This is a genomic window from Pseudoalteromonas sp. SR43-3 (genome assembly GCF_014163875.1).
In the GTDB taxonomy this organism is placed as follows: domain Bacteria; phylum Pseudomonadota; class Gammaproteobacteria; order Enterobacterales; family Alteromonadaceae; genus Pseudoalteromonas; species Pseudoalteromonas distincta.
This window is the reverse complement of record NZ_JACJEC010000003.1, coordinates 216,663-239,342: the sequence shown is the minus strand read 5'-3', so window position 1 is coordinate 239,342 and position 22,680 is coordinate 216,663. Positions and strand designations below refer to the sequence as shown.

The 22,680-nt window shown below is 40.4% G+C and carries 24 protein-coding genes, 3 tRNA genes and 1 riboswitch; of the genes, 6 read left to right on the top strand and 21 right to left on the bottom strand.

Going from position 1 to position 22,680, the window contains the following annotated elements; genetic code table 11:
- Positions 1–78: 78 nt before the first annotated feature.
- From H5088_RS05550 to H5088_RS05520, 7 genes are all read right to left on the bottom strand, one after another.
- The gene (locus H5088_RS05550; RefSeq protein WP_002957925.1) at positions 79–405 is read right to left on the bottom strand and encodes a hypothetical protein; all 327 of its coding nucleotides are present in this window, start codon (positions 403–405) and stop codon (positions 79–81) included.
- Between the two features lie 172 nt (positions 406–577).
- Positions 578–784 carry a PspC domain-containing protein gene (locus H5088_RS05545; RefSeq protein WP_039485433.1) on the bottom strand — a complete coding sequence of 69 codons (207 nt, stop codon included), beginning with the start codon at positions 782–784 and terminating at the stop codon, positions 578–580.
- Between the two features lie 9 nt (positions 785–793).
- Positions 794–1,474, bottom strand: a complete 681-nt coding sequence (locus H5088_RS05540) for a PspA/IM30 family protein (RefSeq protein ID WP_182752409.1) — start codon at positions 1,472–1,474, stop codon at positions 794–796.
- Positions 1,475–1,719: 245 nt separating this feature from the next.
- Entirely contained in the window at positions 1,720–2,703 is a 984-nt protein-coding gene (gene dusA / locus H5088_RS05535) for a tRNA dihydrouridine(20/20a) synthase DusA (protein WP_182752478.1), read from the bottom strand.
- Between the two features lie 379 nt (positions 2,704–3,082).
- A complete protein-coding gene (locus tag H5088_RS05530; RefSeq protein WP_182752408.1) occupies positions 3,083–4,270 on the bottom strand; it encodes a RelA/SpoT domain-containing protein in 1,188 nt (395 codons plus the stop codon).
- Positions 4,261–4,728, bottom strand: a complete 468-nt coding sequence (locus tag H5088_RS05525) for a Panacea domain-containing protein (protein ID WP_182752407.1) — start codon at positions 4,726–4,728, stop codon at positions 4,261–4,263. Before H5088_RS05525 ends, H5088_RS05530 begins: the two co-directional genes overlap by 10 nt.
- Before the next feature lie 405 nt (positions 4,729–5,133).
- Positions 5,134–5,754, bottom strand: a complete 621-nt coding sequence (locus H5088_RS05520) for a MarC family protein (RefSeq protein WP_002957920.1) — start codon at positions 5,752–5,754, stop codon at positions 5,134–5,136.
- A 95-nt stretch (positions 5,755–5,849) separates the two neighbouring features.
- Between H5088_RS05520 and H5088_RS05515 the strand changes: the two genes are divergently transcribed.
- From H5088_RS05515 to H5088_RS05505, 3 genes are all read left to right on the top strand, one after another.
- Positions 5,850–6,287, top strand: a complete 438-nt coding sequence (locus H5088_RS05515) for a transcriptional repressor (RefSeq protein WP_002957918.1) — start codon at positions 5,850–5,852, stop codon at positions 6,285–6,287.
- A gap of 75 nt (positions 6,288–6,362) precedes the next feature.
- A complete protein-coding gene (locus H5088_RS05510) occupies positions 6,363–6,830 on the top strand; it encodes a chemotaxis protein CheX (protein WP_024595807.1) in 468 nt (155 codons plus the stop codon).
- Positions 6,827–7,255, top strand: coding sequence for a secondary thiamine-phosphate synthase enzyme YjbQ (locus tag H5088_RS05505; RefSeq protein ID WP_182752406.1), 429 nt, complete (start codon positions 6,827–6,829; stop codon positions 7,253–7,255). The genes H5088_RS05510 and H5088_RS05505 overlap by 4 nt, the downstream gene beginning before the upstream one ends.
- A gap of 234 nt (positions 7,256–7,489) precedes the next feature.
- On the opposite strand, the gene H5088_RS05500 is transcribed toward H5088_RS05505, so the two are convergent.
- The 4 genes from H5088_RS05500 to orn form a co-directional block, all read right to left on the bottom strand.
- Positions 7,490–7,565, bottom strand: a tRNA-Gly gene (locus tag H5088_RS05500).
- 43 nt (positions 7,566–7,608) lie between these two features.
- Positions 7,609–7,684, bottom strand: a tRNA-Gly gene (locus H5088_RS05495).
- A 43-nt stretch (positions 7,685–7,727) separates the two neighbouring features.
- Positions 7,728–7,803: transfer RNA gene (locus tag H5088_RS05490), tRNA-Gly, on the bottom strand.
- 183 nt (positions 7,804–7,986) lie between these two features.
- Positions 7,987–8,532 carry an oligoribonuclease gene (gene orn, locus H5088_RS05485; RefSeq protein WP_004336052.1) on the bottom strand — a complete coding sequence of 182 codons (546 nt, stop codon included), beginning with the start codon at positions 8,530–8,532 and terminating at the stop codon, positions 7,987–7,989.
- Positions 8,533–8,653: 121 nt separating this feature from the next.
- Here orn and rsgA point away from each other — a divergent pair, with 121 nt between their 5' ends.
- A complete protein-coding gene (rsgA, locus tag H5088_RS05480) occupies positions 8,654–9,712 on the top strand; it encodes a small ribosomal subunit biogenesis GTPase RsgA (protein WP_004336055.1) in 1,059 nt (352 codons plus the stop codon).
- 15 nt (positions 9,713–9,727) lie between these two features.
- Positions 9,728–10,594, top strand: a complete 867-nt coding sequence (gene asd / locus H5088_RS05475; RefSeq protein WP_004336058.1) for an archaetidylserine decarboxylase — start codon at positions 9,728–9,730, stop codon at positions 10,592–10,594.
- 332 nt (positions 10,595–10,926) lie between these two features.
- Here the strand turns inward: asd and H5088_RS05470 are convergent, their stop codons facing one another.
- From H5088_RS05470 to H5088_RS05435, 8 genes are all read right to left on the bottom strand, one after another.
- Complete coding sequence (locus tag H5088_RS05470) at positions 10,927–11,676, bottom strand: HesA/MoeB/ThiF family protein (protein WP_182752405.1); 750 nt, start codon at positions 11,674–11,676, stop codon at positions 10,927–10,929.
- Positions 11,669–13,207, bottom strand: coding sequence for a thiamine phosphate synthase (gene thiE / locus H5088_RS05465; protein ID WP_182752404.1), 1,539 nt, complete (start codon positions 13,205–13,207; stop codon positions 11,669–11,671). Before thiE ends, H5088_RS05470 begins: the two co-directional genes overlap by 8 nt.
- A 10-nt stretch (positions 13,208–13,217) precedes the next feature.
- Positions 13,218–14,009: a thiazole synthase gene (locus H5088_RS05460; protein ID WP_182752403.1), complete on the bottom strand. Its 792-nt coding sequence runs from the start codon at positions 14,007–14,009 to the stop codon at positions 13,218–13,220.
- 5 nt (positions 14,010–14,014) lie between these two features.
- Positions 14,015–14,209 (bottom strand): sulfur carrier protein ThiS, encoded by a 195-nt coding sequence (gene thiS, locus H5088_RS05455; RefSeq protein WP_154904268.1) that lies wholly within the window; start codon positions 14,207–14,209, stop codon positions 14,015–14,017.
- A gap of 7 nt (positions 14,210–14,216) precedes the next feature.
- Positions 14,217–15,218, bottom strand: coding sequence for an FAD-dependent oxidoreductase (locus H5088_RS05450; RefSeq protein WP_182752402.1), 1,002 nt, complete (start codon positions 15,216–15,218; stop codon positions 14,217–14,219).
- A 106-nt stretch (positions 15,219–15,324) separates the two neighbouring features.
- Complete coding sequence (gene thiC, locus H5088_RS05445; RefSeq protein ID WP_220488830.1) at positions 15,325–17,277, bottom strand: phosphomethylpyrimidine synthase ThiC; 1,953 nt, start codon at positions 17,275–17,277, stop codon at positions 15,325–15,327.
- Positions 17,278–17,417: 140 nt separating this feature from the next.
- Positions 17,418–17,532: riboswitch (TPP riboswitch) on the bottom strand.
- Positions 17,533–17,639: 107 nt separating this feature from the next.
- Positions 17,640–18,038: an META domain-containing protein gene (locus H5088_RS05440; protein ID WP_032826923.1), complete on the bottom strand. Its 399-nt coding sequence runs from the start codon at positions 18,036–18,038 to the stop codon at positions 17,640–17,642.
- Between the two features lie 126 nt (positions 18,039–18,164).
- The gene (locus H5088_RS05435) at positions 18,165–18,563 is read right to left on the bottom strand and encodes a thioesterase family protein (RefSeq protein WP_010555268.1); all 399 of its coding nucleotides are present in this window, start codon (positions 18,561–18,563) and stop codon (positions 18,165–18,167) included.
- 84 nt (positions 18,564–18,647) lie between these two features.
- Here H5088_RS05435 and H5088_RS05430 point away from each other — a divergent pair, with 84 nt between their 5' ends.
- A complete protein-coding gene (locus tag H5088_RS05430) occupies positions 18,648–20,765 on the top strand; it encodes a TonB-dependent receptor (RefSeq protein ID WP_182752401.1) in 2,118 nt (705 codons plus the stop codon).
- 291 nt (positions 20,766–21,056) lie between these two features.
- On the opposite strand, the gene epmA is transcribed toward H5088_RS05430, so the two are convergent.
- Positions 21,057–22,031: an elongation factor P--(R)-beta-lysine ligase gene (epmA, locus tag H5088_RS05425; protein ID WP_182752400.1), complete on the bottom strand. Its 975-nt coding sequence runs from the start codon at positions 22,029–22,031 to the stop codon at positions 21,057–21,059.
- A gap of 56 nt (positions 22,032–22,087) precedes the next feature.
- Positions 22,088–22,654, bottom strand: coding sequence for an elongation factor P (efp, locus tag H5088_RS05420; protein WP_024596699.1), 567 nt, complete (start codon positions 22,652–22,654; stop codon positions 22,088–22,090).
- Between the last annotated feature and the right edge of the window lie 26 nt (positions 22,655–22,680).

Sequence of the window (22,680 nt, the reverse complement as noted above, 5' to 3'; positions counted from 1 at the left end):
ATTCTTATCCTTATGAAAACTTTAAATTACAGGCTAAATTTAACATAGTTAACCTATAATAGTCAGTCAAATTAAGGATTAAGAGGCTACTTTTTTGTTATCGGCAACAAGCCAACACAACACTGCAACAAATAGTAACGGCCATGCAATCATTATAGATCCGAATAAAAGCGCTAAAACAGTCCCTGCTAATGCCACTACACCCGCACCAACTAATCCCATAGTAATTAAAGCCACTACCGCAACTACAGCAATAATTGCGGCCAAAGCACCTACAAGCTCGAGCCCAGCCCAACTAATGTCAGCAATCCATAACGGCAACTGCCAAGAATCAATCTGCACAAACGTTATTAAATCAGTAAACAGTAATAAATAGATAATTACACATACTGCCAAAGCTTTCATAGTAATTCTCCTTATACCAACCGGCTTATACATGAGGTCTATTTAACGATAAGAAAATTGCGCTATAACTAGGCAAAAATTTTTATACTTAGCTGTTCTAAATTAAAATTTTTAACAACGTTATAGGGTGATTTAATTCGTTAAATTGTTCAAATATTTATGCCTGTTGGTATTAATACTCTTTATTTTCAAGACAGCAATGCGCTATAAAATAGCCAAGTGCAACTGCAAACGGAAAACTCAAAAACAACAAAATAGTAACTAGGCGTGTTGCCCATACCGGAAAGTCCAATCTATGGGCTAAACCACTACAAACACCCGATATTTTTTTATTCAGAGTATCTTTATACCAACCTTGTTGACGATTAAAGCTGTTCATAGCAATCTCCTAAGCAGTGTGTTTTAAATTAGTATTTAAGTTCGCCTTTAAGCGAGCCAACTCAGCATCAACTTTTTCATTTTTAACTAACGACTCAATTTGGGCACTGGTAGAACTTGCTGTATCAGTCAGCTCATAAGCCTCTACTTGAGCTTCAATACCTTCAACACGCTGCTCTATTTGTTCAAAACGAGACAACGCATGAGCTACTTTATTGCTTTGTAGTTGCGTACTGATTCGCCCTCTAGCAATAGCAACATTATGGCGTTGCATTAACTGAGCTTGCTTAGTTTTAGCCATAGCCATTTTTTGCTGCAAGCGTTCACAATCAGACTTAATTTTTGCAATAGACTCTTGCAATGTTTCTAGTTGAGTTTGCTTATTTTCAATGCTTTCGTTAACGCGTTGCTTCTCAAGTAAAGCTGATTTAGCAAGGTCATCACTGCCCTTCTCAACCGCACGTTCTGCTTTCATTTGCCAAGCTGCTAATTCTGTTTTTTTAGTATCAATTTGGCGATTAATTACTTTCTCTTCACACAATAAAGCGGCTGCTGTACTACGACACTCATTCAATGCATCTTGCATCTCGGTAAGCATTAGGTTTAAAAGTTTTTCTGGATCTTCTGCTTTATCAAGCATGGCGACAATGTTTGATTGAATTACATCATTTACGCGGTTAAAGATTCCCATGGTATTCTCCTGTTGATTTTTAATTAATTTCAACAAGAAGATTCCAAGAGTTGTGCCAAGTCCATCAAAACAAAAATAAAACATTTAAAATCATAATGATAAACAACAATCACTCTAAATTTTAGTGACTTTAAGCTGAACAACATAGAGTGTAATTGGCCAATAAATTATGATTTTGACTAATTTTTAGGATCAAAAAAGCCACTCGAAAGTGGCTAAAATTTAGAATTTTTAAAGCTTAGTTTTTATTCTGGTACAAAGCTTAATGCTTTATCCATTACCGATAAATCAGCTTGCTTACCGTGACCACTTTCAGAAAGGTGGCGTCTAAAACCTCGCGCACCAGGCTGCCCCTGAAAAATACCGAGCATGTGACGTGCAATATGCCAAAAATTAGCACCCAAACGCATTTCTTCTTCAATGTAGTCATACATTGAACGCACTACGTCGTGGCGTGACTGCGTGTTTGCAGCATCACCATAAATTTTCTCATCAACGTCATTGAGCATAAATGGGTTGCTGTAAGCCTCACGCCCAATCATTACACCATCAATATGTTGCAAATGTTCTAGGCTCTGCTCAATTGTTTTAACACCGCCATTTAGGCTTAAGTCTAGCTGCGGATAATCTTTTTTAAGTTGATAAACACGTGGATAATCAAGCGGTGGAACTTCACGATTTTCTTTCGGGCTTAAACCATTAAGCCATGCTTTACGAGCATGAATAATAAAATCATCACACCCTACTTTATGAGACGCTTCAATTAGCGCACATAAAAACTCATACGAATCTTGCTCATCAATGCCAATGCGCGTTTTAACGGTAACAGGAATGTTTACTTCGTTTTTCATTGCTGCAACACACTCAGCAACTAATTGAGGTTCAGCCATTAAACATGCGCCAAATCGACCATTTTGAACTCTGTCTGACGGGCAACCTACATTTAAATTTATTTCGTCATAACCACGCTCACCGGCTAATTTTGCACATTGCGCAAGCGCTTTAGGATCAGAGCCACCAAGCTGCAACGCCACTGGGCCTTCGTGTTTATTAAAATGTAAGTAGTCGCCTCGACCAAATAAGATAGCTCCTGTGGTTATCATTTCAGTATAAAGCACAGTATGTTTAGTCATTTTGCGATGAAAAGTACGACAATGGCGATCAGTCCAATCAAGCATGGGTGCAACGGACATTCTACGAAAGCTTGTTTTTACTGGGTTTCCAGACATTACAACACCTCCAAGGGTTTCTTCATTCATAAAATTGCTGCTCCGAGTTGCTTTGAATTGCCCTGAATTGCCTTGAATTACCTATATGGTCCCCCTATAGGCTCCCTAGCAGAGTAGGACAGATCAATAACTTACATAAACATGCGAGTTGATAATTAAAGTATTAAATTAGGCGAGAGATTATACACAAACAGGCTGCGAAACTGCAGTGAATCTAGCACTATATTTAATAATATCTAGCAAACTGTTCAGCAAAGGATTACTAAAAATACATATTAAAAAGTGCTTATTTATAAAATCAGTTCAAACAGCACAAGCTTAAAGCACAAAAAAGCCCGCTAGTTAGCGGGTTTTTTTATTTTTATAAAATTGACAATAATTAAGTCATGGCTTCATTTAGCATTTCAATAAAAGCTTGGCAATCGCCTAAATAGTTAGGGTAAGCATCCCCTAGTGAGCTTATATCTTTTGTGGCAACCATTAAAGTATTAGTATTTTCCATACTTGAAACTACTTGCTCGATATTATTATAAATCAACATAGCTTTATGTTCATTATCGTATGCTTGTTCAGCAATAACTTTTATACTTCCTTTTTCCAATCCAATAACTACAATATAATAACTATTTTGAGAGCTAGTATTAAAGTCTATTTTTTCTGATACCAGCTTAAAACTTTCAAGTTTATTAACGGCTTTAACTTTATTGTTTAAGTATTTCAACTTATTTTTTATTTCTGTTCTACGTGAATCCGTTAATTCATTACAGCCTTCGTTACCAGCTATAACATCACTCATGAGGCTTAAAAGCTCTTCCCAATAAATTTGACTCCGATTCTTTTCATTATCGGGTCTATGCGAAAGAGTCTTTATTTTGACTCGTTCAATTAAGTCTATCACTTCAACTGTTGTAGCCCATAAATGTTGAACACGAGTTCTTAACTGTGCCTCAATTTTTAAGGTTTTGTCAGGTGTTTTAAACTCAAAAATGATGTGGAGACTTCGATAGCCACAGTCATTTCCTTTAGGATTCTCTATATAATCATCAATGTCTTTTATTTTTATATTAGATAACCTATCAACAATTATTTTAATATCTTCTAATGCATCGTATAGATATTCAATACGTTCGAATATTGCTCGACAGCCACCAATATCATTCATATTTGTTACACAAGTTTTATTCTCACTTACTCCATCTAGAGAAAGTCTAGTCAACTTGTCAATAATGGTGTCTAACCGCTTCAGTCTAGCAACAACCTGTGTACCTTCACAGCTATATCGGCTAACAATTTGTACAATACATTCTAAAGGCTTCTTATGTTCAGTACGAAATGATTGAATTTTTGCTCGTGCATCTTTTAAATCGCCTTCGTTTTTTCTTATCTTTCTACCAGCTTTTTTAACTTGGTTTTTAGAAATTACAACATCGTGTGACTCTTCAAAATCAGAATTAAAAAGTGTTTCAAAATCTAATTCTTCAGAAACAGCATTTGATGGGATATTCGGTGGTGAATTGTCGACTCTGAAGTCGACAATTCTTTTAGTACTTGAATCATTTACAGGCAAGATGTGTGGCCTGAGCTCTTTATTTTGTTGTAATGCTGCTCGATGATTGCGTCTGGTATTAATCTGTTGTTGCTACCATCCCAAACAATATGCCAAGGACTTCCTTCTCTATGTGTAAGTTCAACTAATTGTGGGCCACTATAGTCTCCTAAAACAGAAACTATATCGCTTATAATTTGTTCACTTTCACCATCGAGTACAACAGGATTACTAGCATCAATGGCCTGTGACCCAAAATGTTTAAATTGAAAATATACTGATGGCACTACAGGTCCGTATTGCCAAGCATGAACATCTTCGATAATTAGCGGGCGCTTATAAATACCTAAAGACCAACCATGACAAACATAAGTTAATTTTTGGAGCTGAAGATTAGTAAAGCGCTTACCTTGTAAAGCAGCATGCTTTAGCAAGCAAAAGGCAACATCAACAGCACTGTATGTGTGATAAGCTTTCATCTTTAATAATCCAAAATAAATGAGAAATGATATAGTGGCCATTCGCCACTAAGAATAAAACTTGTACAAAAATATACTAGCATGAGCTCTGTAGACTAACAAGATTTCGTATTTACTTTAAAGCTATGAGTTATTCGCTTTAGCAATTACTCTAAGTAAATCTTCTAGGTACCATCATAAATAGGCCCCCAACAGTCCCCCTTAATATGTCGAGTCCCCCCAATGGGCACCCTTGCACTACTAAATCCCTTTAAATACTTACTTATCAGTCCAATCAAGCATTGGGGCCACAGAAAAGCGTCTATCCAAAGTACATTTATTCAAAGCAAACCTCAGGGTATTAAAGTTATTAAGCACAGCTTAAAAGGCGCTGCATTTTACACAAAAGCCTAGCGAGCATCAATGTTAAGAGAAAACCTGCAAGCCAAAATAATGGGCTATGCCATTTAAAATATTGGTAACTGCAACCGAGCTTAAAATAAGCCCCATAATTCTACTTATTATACTTGCACCACTGTCACCAATTAATTTATGTACATGCGTTGCAAGCAGTAACAAAACCAGTACAACAGCCAATACAGCAAGCATCATCGAAGACGTTAGTAATTGCTCAACCCAAGTATATTCTTCATTACGAGTCATTAATACGGCGCCTAACATAGCGCCTGGGCTCGCGATAGAGGGAATCGCAAGCGGAAAAATAGCGGTTTCAGTGCTGTCGCGTACACTTTTAATTTCGGCTTCTGGTTTACTTTCACCAAATATCATTGAGAGCGCAAAAATAAGTAATATGATACCGCCGGCTATTTGAAAAGCCGAAAGCGGAATTTCAATTGCGTTAAGTAATTGCTCACCTGCAAGTACAAAAAATAAGAGCACTAATGCAGATACGCCTACCGCTTTATATATAACTTTACGTTTAAATTTCTCATCATCACCACGTGTGACTGCAATAAATACAGGTACAGTACCAATGGGGTCAATAACCGCAAAAAAGAAAATAAATATAGCTAATAGTTCGTGCATTACTGGGTTTCCTAGGTAAAAAGCGCTTAATAAAAACGCTGCAACTACAACACAGTATGTTAGTATATCACGGTAGCATAAGGATAAGAGTAATGATGAATATAGAATCACTCGTAAGTAAAGCAAAACAAGTTTGTGACAACCGTGGCGCGCGTTTTACGCCTATCCGCGAGAAAGTATTTCGCCTATTAGCCAGCGCACAAGGTGGTGTTGGTGCATACGATTTGCTTGAGCAATTAAAAATAACTGAAACGGGTGCTAAACCTGCAACTATTTATCGTGCATTAGACTTTTTAGCTGAGCTAGGTTTTATTCATAAAATTGAAAGCACAAATGCATTTATGCTGTGTCATCATTTTGATCATATACACCCAGTACAATTGTTAATTTGCGATACCTGTGGTTTTGTCAAAGAATTACACTCGAGTGTAATTTCGCATGAGCTAAATAATTTAGCTGCCGAAGGTGGGTTTGTTGTATCAGGGCAGACAATAGAAGCACATGGTAAATGTGAATCTTGCAGAGCATCATAATCCTTCAAAGTTATCCTTAGTGACTATACTCAAACTATATAGTCATTTCACAGAACAAATTTAAGAGTAGCCACTATGAATGTAGAATTCATCAATCCCTTTTTATCTTCTTTAATTAATGTTTTGAGCACTATGGCTCAAACTCAATTGAAGCCAGGTAAACCTCGCATTAAAACTGATGAGATAGCCTGTGGTGATGTATCAGGTTTGATTGGCATGGTTGGCCCGCAAACGCGAGGATCATTTTCAATAACATTTGATGAAGAACTAGCATTAACCATCATGGAGCGTATGCTTGGCGAACGCCCTGATGCTATAGATGAAGAAGTTACTGATATGGTTGGCGAAATAACCAACATGGTAACAGGTGGTGCTAAAAATTTACTTGGCGAGAAAGGCTTCGACTTTGATATGGCAACGCCTATTGTGGTATCGGGTAAGGGTCATACAATTACTCACAAAAGCCAAGGTAAAAAAATCATCATGCCATTTAGCTGTGATGCTGGTAATGCAAACATTGAAGTTAGTTTCGATAAATTATGAGTTGGCAGCAAAAGCAAATTACATTAAAGCCTCGCCCGCGAGGTTTTCATATAATCGATGACGAAATATTGTCTCAACTTCCTGAACTGGCAAATTATAAAGTTGGTTTGTTGCATTTATTTATTCAGCATACCTCAGCGAGCCTTACAATAAACGAAAATGCAGACCCCACTGTTCGTATGGACATGGAGAGCCATTTCAATAAATTCGTTCCTGAGCGTCAACCTTATTATCGCCACGATTATGAAGGTGACGACGACATGCCTGCACACATAAAAACCAGTACGTTAGGCTGCGAGTTAAGTATTCCTATTTCAAATGGTTATTTAGCGTTAGGTACATGGCAAGGTATTTATTTAGGTGAACATCGCGATTCTGGTGGCTCTAGACGAGTTATAGCAACTATTCAGGGGGAGCTATTTTAATAAAAGCTCTCGGTTTCAAAGTATTGACTCCTCTGTACCTCACTCATACCTCATAACTTCAAAGTACAATAGCTTTATTGTAGGCGCATAGCTCGCGCGAGAAACCATAGCTTCTAACAACCAAAACTTTAATGCTGAATATTGCACAAAGAATAAAGTAGATAAGAGAGATTTTAAATTATAATTTTATTTATGATTTTTAATACAGAGAATTTTGAAAGGATATAAAAAGATTGGAGCGGTACACGAGGCTCGAACTCGTGACCTCGACCTTGGCAAGGTCGCGCTCTACCAACTGAGCTAGTACCGCATAACTAAATTTACTATCACTACAATTTCTTTTGGTTAGAAATTGGAGCGGTACACGAGGCTCGAACTCGTGACCTCGACCTTGGCAAGGTCGCGCTCTACCAACTGAGCTAGTACCGCATTATATTTTCATTCAACACTACAATTTCTTTTGGTTAGAAATTGGAGCGGTACACGAGGCTCGAACTCGTGACCTCGACCTTGGCAAGGTCGCGCTCTACCAACTGAGCTAGTACCGCATTTTTTATTTCTTCAGTTATTTTACGCTTAAGCGCGACGGGTCGCGTTCAACATTCTAGCAACTGAGCTAGTACCGCATTTATTGATGGTAATTCAATCACTCAAACACACTAACCCCGCGTGGGTTATCGTCTTGAGCGGGGCAGGATTCTACAATAATCCGATGTGTTTGCAAGTGTTTTTTACAAATTAAAGAAATTTTCTCTATAGACTTTTAATTCCATAATCGAATCTTTAATGTCATCCAAAGCAAGGTGCGAGCCTTTTTTATTCACTTTTGCAAGCACTTCGGGTTTCCAGCGACGTGCTAATTCTTTAATAGTACTCACGTCAAGATTGCGGTAATGAAAAAAATCTTCAAGTTCACGCATGTATTTATTCATAAAGCGGCGGTCTTGCCCAATTGAATTACCACACATTGGTGATACACCTGCAGGCACCCACTGTTTTAAAAAATCTAACGTTTGTGCCACGGCATACTCTTCATCGAATGTACTTGCTTTACAGCGCGCTGTTAAACCCGACTTACCATGCTGCGTAGTACACCACTCGTCCATACCATTTAGTAATTCATCACTTTGATGAATAGCTATGGTTGGCCCTTCAGCTAATATATTCAGGTCTGCGTCAGTGACAACCGTCGCAATTTCGAGTATTTTATCGGTCTCTGGTTCGAGTCCTGTCATTTCAAGATCGAGCCAAATTAAATTTGATTTATTAATAGTCATAATTACCTAAGCGGTGCTTTCCTTTAGATCCAACGCATTTCGATATATCATATTAGCATCAACCGTCGAGCTAAAGCTTTTTTTAGGAAAAGCGACATTTAACTAAGGTTATAGGCCTCCAGTGGCAAAACAGAAAAAATTAAGTAAAGGCCAATCGCGTCAGATCAAGGCCAACCACCAAAAGCGCATTAATAGCGCAGACTCAAGACCAGCTAAAAAAGGCGCGCAAGAGTGGCAAACCGATAATTTAGGTCAGGTCGAGAGCGCAATTGTGATCAGTCGTTTTGGCCAACACGCCGATGTCGAAACTGAAAATGGCGATGTACTTCGTTGTAATATACGACGTACCGTGTCAAATTTAGTGTGTGGTGATGAGGTATTGTTTCGCCGTGCCAAAGTAAGTGAAGGTGATTTAGCCGGAGTAATTGAAGCCACGCAAGAGCGTCGCTCGCAACTTACCCGCCCTGACTTTTACGACGGCGTAAAAGTTATTGCGGCTAACATTGATCAAATACTCATGGTATCGGCGGTATTACCTGAGTTTACCCCAAGTATTATCGACCGCTATTTAATAGCCTGTGAAGATATGGGTATTGAGCCAATTTTAGTACTCAATAAAATAGATTTAATTGATGACGCAGGTCTTAGCGAAATACAAAAAGTTCTCGATATCTATCGTAAACTTGATTACCAAGTACTCCTTGTTAGTAATATATCGGGCAATGGTATTGATGAATTAAAAGAAGTACTTGTTGGTAAAAATAACATTTTTGTTGGTCAAAGTGGTGTGGGTAAATCAACCCTCGTTAATACTGTATTACCTAACGCTGAAATATTAACTAAAGAAGTATCTGAAAACAGCGGCCTAGGCCAGCACACAACAACTGTTTCACGCCTTCACCATTTACCAAGTGGCGGTAACCTAATCGACTCGCCAGGAATTCGCGAATTTGGTTTATGGCATTTAGATGTTGAGCGTGTAACCTGGTGCTTTAAAGAGTTTAGAGAATTTATAGGCGGATGCCGCTTTAGAGACTGTAAACATTTAAACGATCCGGGCTGTATAGTTAAAGAAGCTGTAGCAGATGGCAAAATTTCTCAATTGCGCTTTGACAGCTACCACCGAATTTTAGAAACAATGGCCGATGGCCGTGCAGGCGCCCGTGCGCCTCGCGTATAATTTAGGATAAATACTGTGAGTTTAGACAAATTTAAAATCGCAATGCAGTACGCAATGCCAAAACACTTTATTTCACGCGTAGTGGGTAAATTAGCCGCAGCTAAAGCAGGTGCTTTAACAACGACTTTAATTAAACTATTTATTAAGCAATATAAAGTAGATATGAGCGAAGCCCAATACCCAGATCCGGCTCATTATAAAAGCTTTAATGAATTTTTTACTCGCCCTTTAAAAGACGGCATGCGCCCAATGGTAGAAGATAGCAATATAATCATTCATCCAGTGGATGGCGCAATCAGCCAGCTAGGCGATATTGTTGACGGACAGCTAATACAAGCTAAAGGTCACGATTACAGCTTACAAGCGCTACTAGGCGGCTCACAAGATGATACAACACCATTTTTAGGCGGTAAGTTTGCCACTATTTATTTAGCGCCTAAAGATTACCACCGTATTCATATGCCAATTGATGGCACACTAAGCAAAATGATTTACGTGCCAGGTGATTTATTTTCAGTAAACCCACTTACAGCGCAAAACGTGCCTAACTTGTTTGCACGTAACGAACGAGTAGTAGCAATTTTTGAAACTGAGATTGGTCCGCTTGCAATGGTACTTGTTGGCGCAACAATTGTAGCCAGCATAGAAACTATTTGGGCAGGTACTGTCACGCCACCAGCAGGTAGCGATGTATTTAGTTGGAAATACCCAACCACTGGCGATAACGCCATCACGCTTAAAAAGGGTGAAGAAATGGGTCGCTTTAAATTAGGCTCTACTGTGGTACTTGCATGGGGTGCTGATAAAGCTGAAATACTGGATGACCAACTACCAGAAGTGGTTACTCGCTTAGGTACTGCGTTTGCAAAAATTAACGACTAAAATAAATCGTTAATTAGAAATCAAAAAACCGCGTTATTTAAACGCGGTTTTTTATTTTTGTAGGCGCAAAGCCTGCTCACGCGAAAAGCGCAGCGCCCTCTTAACCTCTTTGTGAATAAATCACTTAAGATCTTATTGCACAAATAGGAGTAAATGAGAAGACACCAAAGCATAGAAATTACGAGCTTTGCTCGTCACGCCAGCAAGCTGTGCGTCAACAAGCTTGGTGCAAAAGTTTGATATGTTGTAGGCGTGAAGCTTGCTCACGCGAAAAGCGCAGCTTTTAATTCTTTAACGCTACATTTAATAAAAGGCACAAGCCCCTCAAAAACTTATTTACCACACTCTTTACACTCTGAATCTTTAATCACTTTAAAGTGCTGTTGTTTTAAAGTGAGCGCATCAAAGGTTATAAACACACCTCCCTCTGCATGCCCCAGCAATAAGTTGAGCGTAAGTTGCGCCTGCATAGAGCCTATTACACCAAGTAACGGGCTAATAACCCCAGCGTTACTGCAATTGATAACTGGTGTAGCTTCGCCCTGTGGAAAAACACAGCCATAACACGGGCTATCACTTTGCCTAAAATCAAAGCCCATTAATTGCCCTTTGGTTGCGAGTGCAGCACCCGAAATTAACGGTGTTTTATTGCTAATACAATAACGGTTAACACTATAGCGAGTACTAAAGTTATCAGAGCAATCAAGTACGATGTCAGCACCTTTGAGCATGTTAGCTGCATTACTCTCATCTAGCTTTTGACAATGCGTTACTATGTTTATTTGATTATTAAGACTCGCTAATACTTTACCCGCTGCGGCGACCTTGCTTTGTCCTAAGTGATTTATTTTATAAAGCACTTGGCGTTGTAAGTTTGAAAGCTCCACCTCATCATCGTCAATTAAAATAAGCGTTCCAACACCTGCAGCGGCTAAATATAAAAGCGCGGGGCTACCTAGACCACCAGCCCCCACTACTGCAACCGTTGAGGATTTAAGTGCTAATTGCCCTTCAAGCCCAACTTCTTCAAGCAACAAATGGCGGCTATAACGCAGAGTATCTTTATCGCTGAGCTTATCCATTAGACTGGTTTATAACACTTTTCAGCGCGCTAATCGCAGCAGTATAATCATCTGCTTCACTTATGGCTCGTACTACCGCAACACTGCCTACACCTGTATCTGCAACCTCGCTTGCACGGCTTAAATCAATCCCGCCTATTGCTACTGTTGGGTAGCTTTGCATAAGTGGTACAAACTTAATCAGCTTTTCAAGGCCTTGTATTTGACCTGTCATATCTTTTGTTGTGGTTGGGTAAATAGCGCCAAATGCCATATAACTAGGGAGATAATTATGCGCACGTAGCATTTCATAAAAACCATGAGTAGAAAGCCCAAGCCTTAACCCAGCGTCTTTAATTGCCGCTAAATTAGCAATGTCTAAATCCTCTTGCCCTAAATGCACGCCATATGCACCGTGCTTAATAGCTAACTGCCAGTAGTCATTTATAAATACCTGTGCGTTGTATTGCTTGCCCAGCTCAACAGCATGCTTAATGAGCTCATTAAGCTCGTCTTGCGTTTTATTTTTAACGCGTAACTGCGCTGTTTTAATACCTTGTTGTAAGCACTTTTCTAACCAATCGGTACTATCTACAACTGCATATAAGCCAAGCGATTTACTTTCACATGGAGCAAAATCAGCAGCCATATTAAAATCAAGCGGCACATCAAAATCTAATTCATCACCCAGCCAACTCCCCGGCTCAATCACTTGTGGGTAGTCAGCTAAATTAGTAGGGAACGATGTATGAGCAACCGGTCCAATCCCTTCGCCGTAACGTACCGACTGTTTTAGCCCTTGGTTTATATATGCTTTAGCTAAAATAAAGGCGTCTTTTAATGGGTAGTCTTTAGCTAAACACGCTGCAATTACCGAAGCCATGCTACATCCGGTGCCGTGGTTATGCGGGGTTTGTATTTTTTGATTGCCTAACCAGTATTCTTCACCATTTTGTGTATTACTATCAATACAATAATCAATGCAGTAGCCACTTGGGTAATCCCAATGTCCGCCTTTAATAACAACAGCTTTTGCCCCCCAGCTTAATAGCTTATTAGCCGCTTCTTTTATTGCAGCTGGGCCAATTAAATACACACCAGTTAATAACTGTGTTTCGTGGGTGTTTGGAGTTATTACATCCACTAGCGGCAGTAAACATTCTTTTATTGCACTGACGGTGTCTTCTTCTGTTAGTAAGTCACCGCTTGAGGCAATAGCAACAGGGTCATATACAATAACGGGAGGCACAGACCACTTAGCTTTATAGTGGCTTATATGCTCGCTGATCAACTGAATTTGCTGCACATTGGCTAACATGCCAATTTTTATTACTTTGGCTTTCATGTCTTTTTCAAGCGCTAGTAACTGCGATTCAATAATATCGGTAGACACTGCATTAATAGCTTCTACGCCTAAACTATTTTGTGCAGTAAGCGCCGTAATTGCCGTGCAGCCATGTACACCAAAACTTTGCATTGCTTTTATATCTGCTTGAATACCTGCACCGCCGCCCGAATCAGATCCGGCAATTGTCCACACTACGTTATTCATATTCTTTCCTTCACTGCTGATGCCAAAATGGCATACCCATTGTTGGGGTTGATGGGGCTGCAACGTCTTTTTCAGGCATTGCTTTTGCTTGATATGCAAAGCGCCCTGCTTCAACTGCGGCTTTAAATGCGCGGCTCATAGTAATTGGGCAGCCCGCCCCTGCAATGGCTGAATTTAATAATACCGCATCATACCCCATTTCGAGTGCTTGGCAGGCATGCGATGGCAAACCTAAACCAGCATCTACTATTAATGTGGTATTGGGTAAACGCTCTCGAATAGTTTTTAAATTATAACTATTTAACAAGCCTTTACCGGTGCCGATTGGCGCCCCCCACGGCATAAGCACCTCACACCCTAGCTCATTTAAGCGCTGGCAAAGTACTAAGTCATCGGTACAATAAGGCAATACTTTAAAGCCATCATCAATCAATATTTTTGTCGCTTCAAGTAACGCAAAAGGGTCAGGCTGTAAATTGTAATCATCGCCAATCAGCTCTAGCTTAATCCAGTCGGTGGCAAATACCTCTCGGCACATTTTTGCAAGCGTTATGGCCTCTTTAACACTGTGGCACCCTGCGGTATTAGGCAGTATTTTTAAGCCTGTATTTTTTATTAACTGCCAAAAGTCATCACCTGCTGCTGCACTTTGCTGACGCCTAAGCGACACGGTAACAATTTCAGCCCCTGAGGCGACTATCGATTGGGTCATAATATCGGGCGACGGATAAAGCGCAGAGCCGATTAATAAACGACTCTTTATTTGCTCACCATAAATAGTTAAACAGTCTTTAGCTTGCATGAGCTTTATCCGCCTTGAATGGGTGACAGCAACTCAACACTGTCGCCCTCATTAAGTACATAGTTACTGTGCCAACTTTGTGGAATAAATTCGCCATTAACAGCCACAGCAAAAGGCGCAACTGCACCAAAACTTTGAAGTACCTCAACGAGTGCTTTGCTATTAACATTAAGTAGCTCGCCATTAATTGTAATGTTCATTTTATTCTCACTCTATTCGTGAAACTACTTGCGCCACTAATGCCGGTGCCAGCATATAACCATGACGATATAAGCCGTTAATGCTAATTACATTGCCAACTTGTGATACTTCTGGGCGGTTATCGCTAAATGCAGGGCGTAATCCGGTTTGAATATTAAGTAGTCGTGCTTCGGCAAATCCGCTGTGTACGGTATAAGCCGCTGAAAGTAACTCAAGAGTTGATCGCACTGTTGCGGCGCCGCTATCTTGCGATTCTATTTCGGTCGCACCAATTACATATTCATGATTAGGTTTAGGCGCTATATAAATTGGGTAACGCGGATGCATTAAACGCACAGGTCGCGTTAAATTTACTTCAGGTGCATATAGCCTTGCGACTTCACCGCGCACACCTCTAAGCGATTTATCACTTTTAGCACCAAGCCCACGACAATCTATAATGTAGTCAAATGGTCGATTATTTATTTCACCGTTTTTAATGGTTACGCGCTGGTTAAACACACACTTAACTTTGCGCTTGTTGAGCATGGTAAAACTTGCTTTATAAAAGGCTTGGTTATCTATTTGCCCCTCGCAGGGTAAAAATAGACCTTGGTTAAACCGATTAGCAAGCTCTGGCTCTAACTGCGCTATTTGCTGAGCATTTAATGCCTGAGCGCTGTGCCCTGCTATGGGCTTTATTCTCTGAGTAAAGCTTTGTAGATCGCCTTTATCTTGCTGATGCGCAACGACCAATGTGCCTTGCTGCTGAAAAAACACATCCCCCTCAAGTTCACTCACTATTTCTGGCCAGCGCTTCATTGAATCAAGACCCATTAAAGCTAAATCAGCCTCACACAATACCGACTCAGCCAGCGGGGCAAGCATTGCTGCAGCCACTTTACCGGCGCTATTTGGGGTTTGCTCATCGTCAGCTTCAAACACCGTTACATGATGCAACTTACTTAGCTCAAGGGCAGCTAAGCGCCCTGCTAAACCAAAACCCACCACAGCAATGTTATAAAACATAAAACCTCCAAAAGCAGTTATTAGTAGGTGCGAACTCACTCGCACTTCTTCAATGTTTAAAGAAGCGAGGTATAAAACCTCACCTACATCTGCATCTAACTTATTGCTATACCGCTTTGTGGTAAATTTCTGAGCCTGTTTGCTTAAACTGGGCAGATTTAGCTTTCATCTCGGCTTCTACATCAATCATTTTGATCTCAATAGCCTCGCCAGCGTCATTTGGATCAATACCGCGTGTTTCTAAATCTTTAGCGTAATCGCGTACTTCTTGGCTAATTTTCATAGAGCAAAATTTAGGGCCACACATAGAGCAAAAGTGAGCCACTTTGCCTGATTCTTGCGGAAGGGTTTCGTCGTGATACTCACGAGCACGCTCTGGATCTAAACCAATATTAAATTGATCATGCCATCTAAACTCAAAACGTGCTTTTGATAGCGCATTATCGCGCTCTTGCGCGCCTGGGTGCCCTTTTGCTAAATCGGCGGCATGTGCAGCTATTTTGTAGGTAATTAAGCCTTCTTTAACATCTTCTTTATTTGGCAGACCTAAATGCTCTTTAGGTGTTACATAACAAAGCATTGCACAGCCGTACCATGCTATTTGGGCCGCCCCAATACCAGAGGTGATATGATCGTACCCTGGTGCAATATCGGTCGTTAACGGGCCTAAAGTGTAAAATGGCGCTTCGTCGCAATGCTTTAATTGCTCATCCATATTGGCTTTAATCATGTGCATTGGCACATGCCCTGGGCCTTCAATAAATACTTGTACGTCGTGCTTCCACGCAATTTTAGTCAGTTCACCTAATGTGCGCAGCTCACTAAACTGCGCTTCATCGTTGGCATCAGCAATCGAGCCTGGGCGAAGGCCATCACCTAATGAAAAACACACATCGTATTGTTTTAAAATTTCGCAAATGTCTTCAAAGTGCGTGTATAAAAAGTTTTCTTTGTGATGCGCTAAACACCACTTAGCCATAATTGAGCCACCGCGCGACACAATACCGGTTACACGTTTAGCCGTCATTGGTACGTAGCGAAGCAGTACACCCGCATGAATAGTAAAGTAATCAACACCCTGCTCGGCTTGTTCAATAAGCGTATCGCGGAAAATCTCCCACGTTAAATCCTCAGCCACACCATTTACTTTTTCAAGCGCTTGATAAATCGGTACTGTGCCAATAGGTACAGGCGAGTTACGTACAACCCATTCGCGCGTTTCGTGAATGTAGCGTCCCGTTGATAAGTCCATCACGGTGTCTGCGCCCCAGCGGGTAGACCACACCATTTTTTCTACTTCTTCTTCAATAGATGAGCTAACCGATGAGTTACCAATGTTGGCATTAACTTTTACTAAAAAGTTACGACCTACAATCATAGGCTCTGTTTCTGGATGGTTTATATTATTTGGTAAAATAGCGCGACCACGGGCTATTTCGTCGCGTACAAATTCTGGGGTAATAAATTCAGGAATACTCGCACCAAACGACTCGCCTTTATGCTGCGCGGCTAGTAATTCTTTACGAATTTCTGCACGTCCCATATTTTCGCGAACGGCTACGTATTCCATTTCAGGAGTAATAATCCCTTGGCGTGCGTAGTGCATTTGCGTTACGTTTTTACCAGCGACACCACGGCGAATTTTTGGAAGGTGATCAAAGCGAATATGATCCAGCCCTTGATCTGCCATGCGTTGCTGCGAAAACTGCGACGTCACTGATTCTAAAATTTCGGTGTCACCACGGTTTTCAATCCATTGTTCACGAAATTTTGGTAAGCCTTTGCGCACGTCTAGTTTAAAATTAGGATCGGTATACGGGCCCGACGTATCGTAAACACGTAGCGGATCGTTTGACTCATAAACAGGGGTTTCATCTGTGCCGCCAATAAACGTGTCACTTAACGTGATTTCACGCATACCAACACGCACACCTGGTTGAGTACCTTCAACGTATACTTTATGAGAATTTGGGAACGGTTGACCCGTTAAGTTATAAATATATTCAGACGCGGCAGCACGAGTTTCTCGGCGTGACGCTTTATTTGTAGTATTTGACATGACTTGCCTCATTGCTTAAGGGTTGTCTTGTCAGATATTCCGAGGAATAGAGAAAGATCGTAAAGTAGCGTACATGCTACTTTGCAGCCTAAAAAATAAATCACTTTATTGTGCGTATAAAAAAAGACGCACAAGCGTCCCATTTTAGGCAGCTTGTTCCCTACGCAGGTATTAACCTGATCAGGTTCACGGATCCCGCTTTCGCGATCTCAGCCAAAAACTAATTACTTAGCTTTGGCACTCCGACAAGTATTGATATATAAATTTTGTTCATCGATTCGAAGATATTATTCAACAAATCTGCGCTGAGTGTACGTCAGTTAAAAACTGCCCGCAAGGGGCTGTTTTTCAAAAACTTAAAATTATTTAGGGATAAACACAAATGTTTGCTCACCTTGCATGACTAATTGCTGGTCTTGCATTTTAAGTTCTGCACCTTGCTTTAAGGCTTGTAATAACTGCTGCTCAAACTCATCAAGCTCTTCTCCACACGACTTGCGCGTCATTCCTAATTTACTTACGGTAAGGTTACTTTCTTCAAGCGAGCCTTCACCAAAAAATTTGTTACAGCCAGCAAAACCGTTTACTTGCAGCGCTTCAATAAAGCTCATTGATGCATTAAACGAAGGTGGAATTGCTAAACCATCAACACGTGATAATTGCCATTGGGTGTATTTAAGCTGCTCACTGGTGACCGTCCCTGTTGATGCGCAACCAACACATAAACCGACTATAAGCATCGGTATTGCTGCTAATTTCATGCTACTACTAACTAATTGTCTAATTAATGTAATAGTAACAATATTTATGCCCTTTATCCGTTAAAAATGCATGTTTTAAATGTAAATTTTTGTTCTATGATAGTTTAAAAGTTGTCCGATTAAGTACTAAGTTGTAGTTTTGAATACGTTATCTATTTGCTCTGGTAAAAATGGCCTACCTTTTTCATTAACAGACGTTCCTATAACCAGTGCATTGAGCATTACTTTTTCATCGCTTTTACGTATAACCGTTTGCTTAAAGGCAAATTTTAAACGACTAATACGCTGCGGCTCTACAGCCACATAAAATTCATCACCTGGTAATAGAGAATGCTTATAATCCATTTCGCTGCGCATCACGACTAGGTTAATTTTATCTTTTGCTAACTGAGCAAAATCAATACCGTGTGCGTACAAGAACTCATGTCGAGCATGCTCTAAATAATTAAAATAGACGCTGTTGTTTACAATACCTTGTAAGTCACATTCGTAATCACGTACCTTGAAGTCAACTTTAAAGGTCATATTAGTAATCCTGATTATTTAACGTATAATTGCCGCGTTTATAGCACATGTGTTTAAATAATTGCTACCATACGAGTCCCTAAAATGGAGTTAAGTAACCCAATGAACTTACGTTTGTCTTTAATTACTGCCGCACTTTTACCGCTGCTTGGTGCACCAATTGCAGCTAACGCTGATGATAGCGACCTAGAAAGAATTGTTGTAACCGGCGATTTTCAGCGCGAAAGCATTCAAACTTTAAGCGCGAGTGCGAGCTTATTCAGCGAAGATGAAATTAATCAACGTGGTGCAAGTTACTTAGACGAAATGTTAGGCAGTACCGCCAATGTAAATTTTGCATCTGGTGCGTCGCGCGGTCGTTATATTCAAATTCGTGGCGTGGGACTTCGTTCACAATTTGTAGACCCTATTAATCCATCTGTAGGCTTAGTTATTGATGGTATTAACTATTCTGGCCTTGGTGGCAGTTCATTATTATTTGATATAGACCAAGTAGAAATTTATCGTGGCCCACAAGGTACACGCTTTGGCGCAGACGGTATGGCCGGTATGATCCAAATGGGTTCAGCTAAAGCCACAAGCGATCCAAGCTTAAAATTACAAGTAGGTGCTGGCACATACAACACCCGCGGAGCAGGCATTGCAGCAAGCACAGGCTTAACAGATGACACTAGCGCACGCGTTAGCTACTTTCGCAGAAAGTCAGACGGTTACGTAGATAACCTATACTTAAATGACGAAACACAAAATCAAGACGAACAAGTAGCCCGTTTTAAATTAAACAGCCAGCTTACAAAGCATTTAAATACTGAGCTAAACCTTCACTATATTGATATAAACAATGGTTACGATGCGTTTACGCTTGATAACAGCCGCAATAGTGTTGCCGATGAACCAGGGCAAGATAATCAACAAAGCTACGCAATAGGTGTTAATAATACTTACACGGGTTTTGACGCTTTTGATGTAAACCTAAACCTGTCGGCTATTGATACCGAGTTGCTTTACAGCTTTGACGAAGATTGGGTATGTAACGATACAAGTGAACCACAGTTATGTGCTGCTGGCTTACATCCAGATGGATACAGCTCAACTGATTTATACAGCCGCGATCGCGACGATCAGTCTGTAGATTTACAATTTAATTCTAAAACAGGTAACTGGGTTGCGGGTATTTATTACCAAAACCGTGATGTTGATTTAGAGCGCCAGTACACATGGTTAGCAAGCCCGTTCTCTTCAACTTACGAAACGAGTAACGTTGCAGTATATGGTCAAGTAGCGACTCCAATTGGCCCTAAAACAACATTAATTACAGGTTTACGTGTAGAGCAATACCAAGGCGACTACACCGATAGCAATGGCTTTATACAAGATACTGACGATGTAATGGTTGGCGGTAAAATAGCACTTGAATATCAAGTAATTGATCGCACTATGATCTACACCAGCATTACCCGTGGTTACAAAGCTGGCGGTATTAATTCAGAAGCCCTCGCTAAAGCAAAAGATGAAGGCTTAAACCTAAGCGCTGATTTTTTCCAGCAACACACCAGTTTCGACCCTGAATATTTATGGAGCGGCGAATTTGGTGTTAAAGGTTCATCGCTTGATGACAAATTTACACTTCGCTTAGCAGCATTTTACATGCACCGCGACGATATTCAGTTAAAAGCATGGCAAGTAGAAGGTCAGCAATTTACCGGTTATGTTGATAACGCAAGTTCTGGTAGCAACTACGGACTTGAAGTTGAAGGTAGTTACCAACTAACTGATAATCTATTTTTAACAGGTAGTGCTGGTTACTTAAACACTGAAATTGACGACTTTGTAACACAATCAGGCTTAAATCAAGACGGTCGCGAACAAGCACAGTCACCTAAATACCAGTATGCGTTTACTGCACGTTACAACTTTACTAACGCATTTTACGGCATGGTTGGTATTGAAGGTAAGGACGATTACTACTTCTCAGATAGTCACAATTCACAAGCACCAAGCAGCAACTTAGTTAACTTAAGCTTTGGCTACGAAGCAGACATGTGGGCAGTTCGCGCATGGGCTCGTAATGTGTTTGACGAAACAGTCCCTACACGTGGTTTTGAATTTGGTAACGATCCACAAGATGGTTACGCAACGCATACCTACACACAATTAGGTGAGCCTCGCGTAGCAGGTGTTACGTTTACACTTAATCTGTAAAGCATAGCCGTTGGCTTTCAAATGAAAGCTACAGCAAGCAATAAAAAAACACCGCGTTTAAATTAAACGCGGTGTTTTTATTTGTAAGTGAGGTTTTATACCTCGCTTATTTATAAAGTTAAATTACATGAGCGCGAAATAAATTCGCACCTACAAGTTTGCCGTAGGTTGTTGGGGTTGATGTTTATTGTAGGTGAGGTTTTATACCTCGCTTATTTATAAAGTTAATTTACATGAGCGCGAAATAAATTCGCACCTACAGGTTTTCCACCTACGCCTACAAGCCAAGCATCACGCTCTTTGCACATCAAACGCGATTACGTCTTTAATTTTTTCTTTATTTGTTGCGAGCATTACAAGCCTATCAATCCCCAAAGCCACCCCTGCGCACTGAGGTAATCCATGCTCCAGCGCTTTAATTAAACGCGTATCCATTGGCACTTGCTTTAAACCGTTTTCAGCGCGGTATGCGTTATCTTCATTAAAACGTTTAGCTTGCTCGCTGGCATTTGTGAGTTCGTTAAAGCCATTCGCCAATTCCATATTTTTATAATAAAGCTCAAAGCGCCCTGCTACACGTGTATCGTGTTCACAAATTTGTGCAAGTGCCGCTTGAGACGCTGGAAAGTGATACACAAAACATGGCTTATCTTGTCCTATTGTGGGCTCCACTTTCATACAAAATAATAATTGCAGTAAGGTATCTTTATGCGTTTCATTTTGGGCTATATCAGCAAATCCATGCTCACATGCTAGTTGCTTTAATTGCTCTATGTTCGCTGTTAACGGATCGAGCCCAAGTGCTTGTTCAAACGCTTGCTGATAAGTAAGCCTTATTGCCGGCTCAACATCTAAAACAAGCCGCATTAGTTCATCCATTTCATCCATAAGTGCAAATTCATCAAAGCCTGGGCGATACCATTCAAGCATTGTAAATTCGGGATTGTGATGGCTACCCGCTTCTTCATTTCTAAATGCTTTACAAAGCTGAAAAATAGCGCCTGAGCCTGCTGCTAACAAGCGTTTCATAGCAAACTCTGGAGATGTTTGTAAAAAAAGAGGAAGCCCACCTGCGTGCCCTGGACCTACAAATGTGGTGTTAAAACTGGCCAAGTGCACATCTGTTACACTGGCACTGCTTAAACTCGGCGTTTCTACTTCCATTACATCACGCGTATAAAAAAACTCACGAATGCTACGTAATATAGCTGCACGTTGTTTTAGTGTTTCAATGCTTGCGCTTGGGGCCCAAAGATATGCTGACATATTTTCTCCAAAAAAAATCCCAGCTTAAGCTGGGATTTTATGAACAATGTTAAAGCTTACTTAACACGGCTTACGTATTCACCGTTACGAGTGTCTACTTTAATTACTTCGCCAATTTGTACAAATAATGGAACTCGTACTACAGCGCCTGTGCTAAGCGTTGCTGGTTTACCACCAGTGCCCGCTGTATCGCCCTTAAGGCCAGGATCTGTTTCAGTGATCTCAAGCTCAACAAAGTTAGGTGGTGTAACAGCAATAGGGCTGCCGTTCCATAATGTAATTGTACATAAATCATTTTCAACTAACCATTTAACTGCATCGCCTAGTGCTTTTTCGTCAGCAGCAATTTGCTCAAATGTTTCGTTGTTCATGAAGTGCCAAAATTCGCCGTCTGTGTATAGATACGCTAAATCTGTATCCATTACGTCAGCACCTTCAACTGATTCACCCGATTTAAAGGTTTTTTCAAGCACCTTACCAGAGATAAGTTTACGGATACGAACACGGTTGAACGCCTGGCCTTTACCAGGTTTTACCATTTCATTTTCTAAGATACTGCAAGGCTCGCCGTCCATCATAATTTTTAGGCCGCCCTTGAACTCGTTGGTGCTATAATTCGCCATCGTTTCCTCTATTTATATTTTTTCGA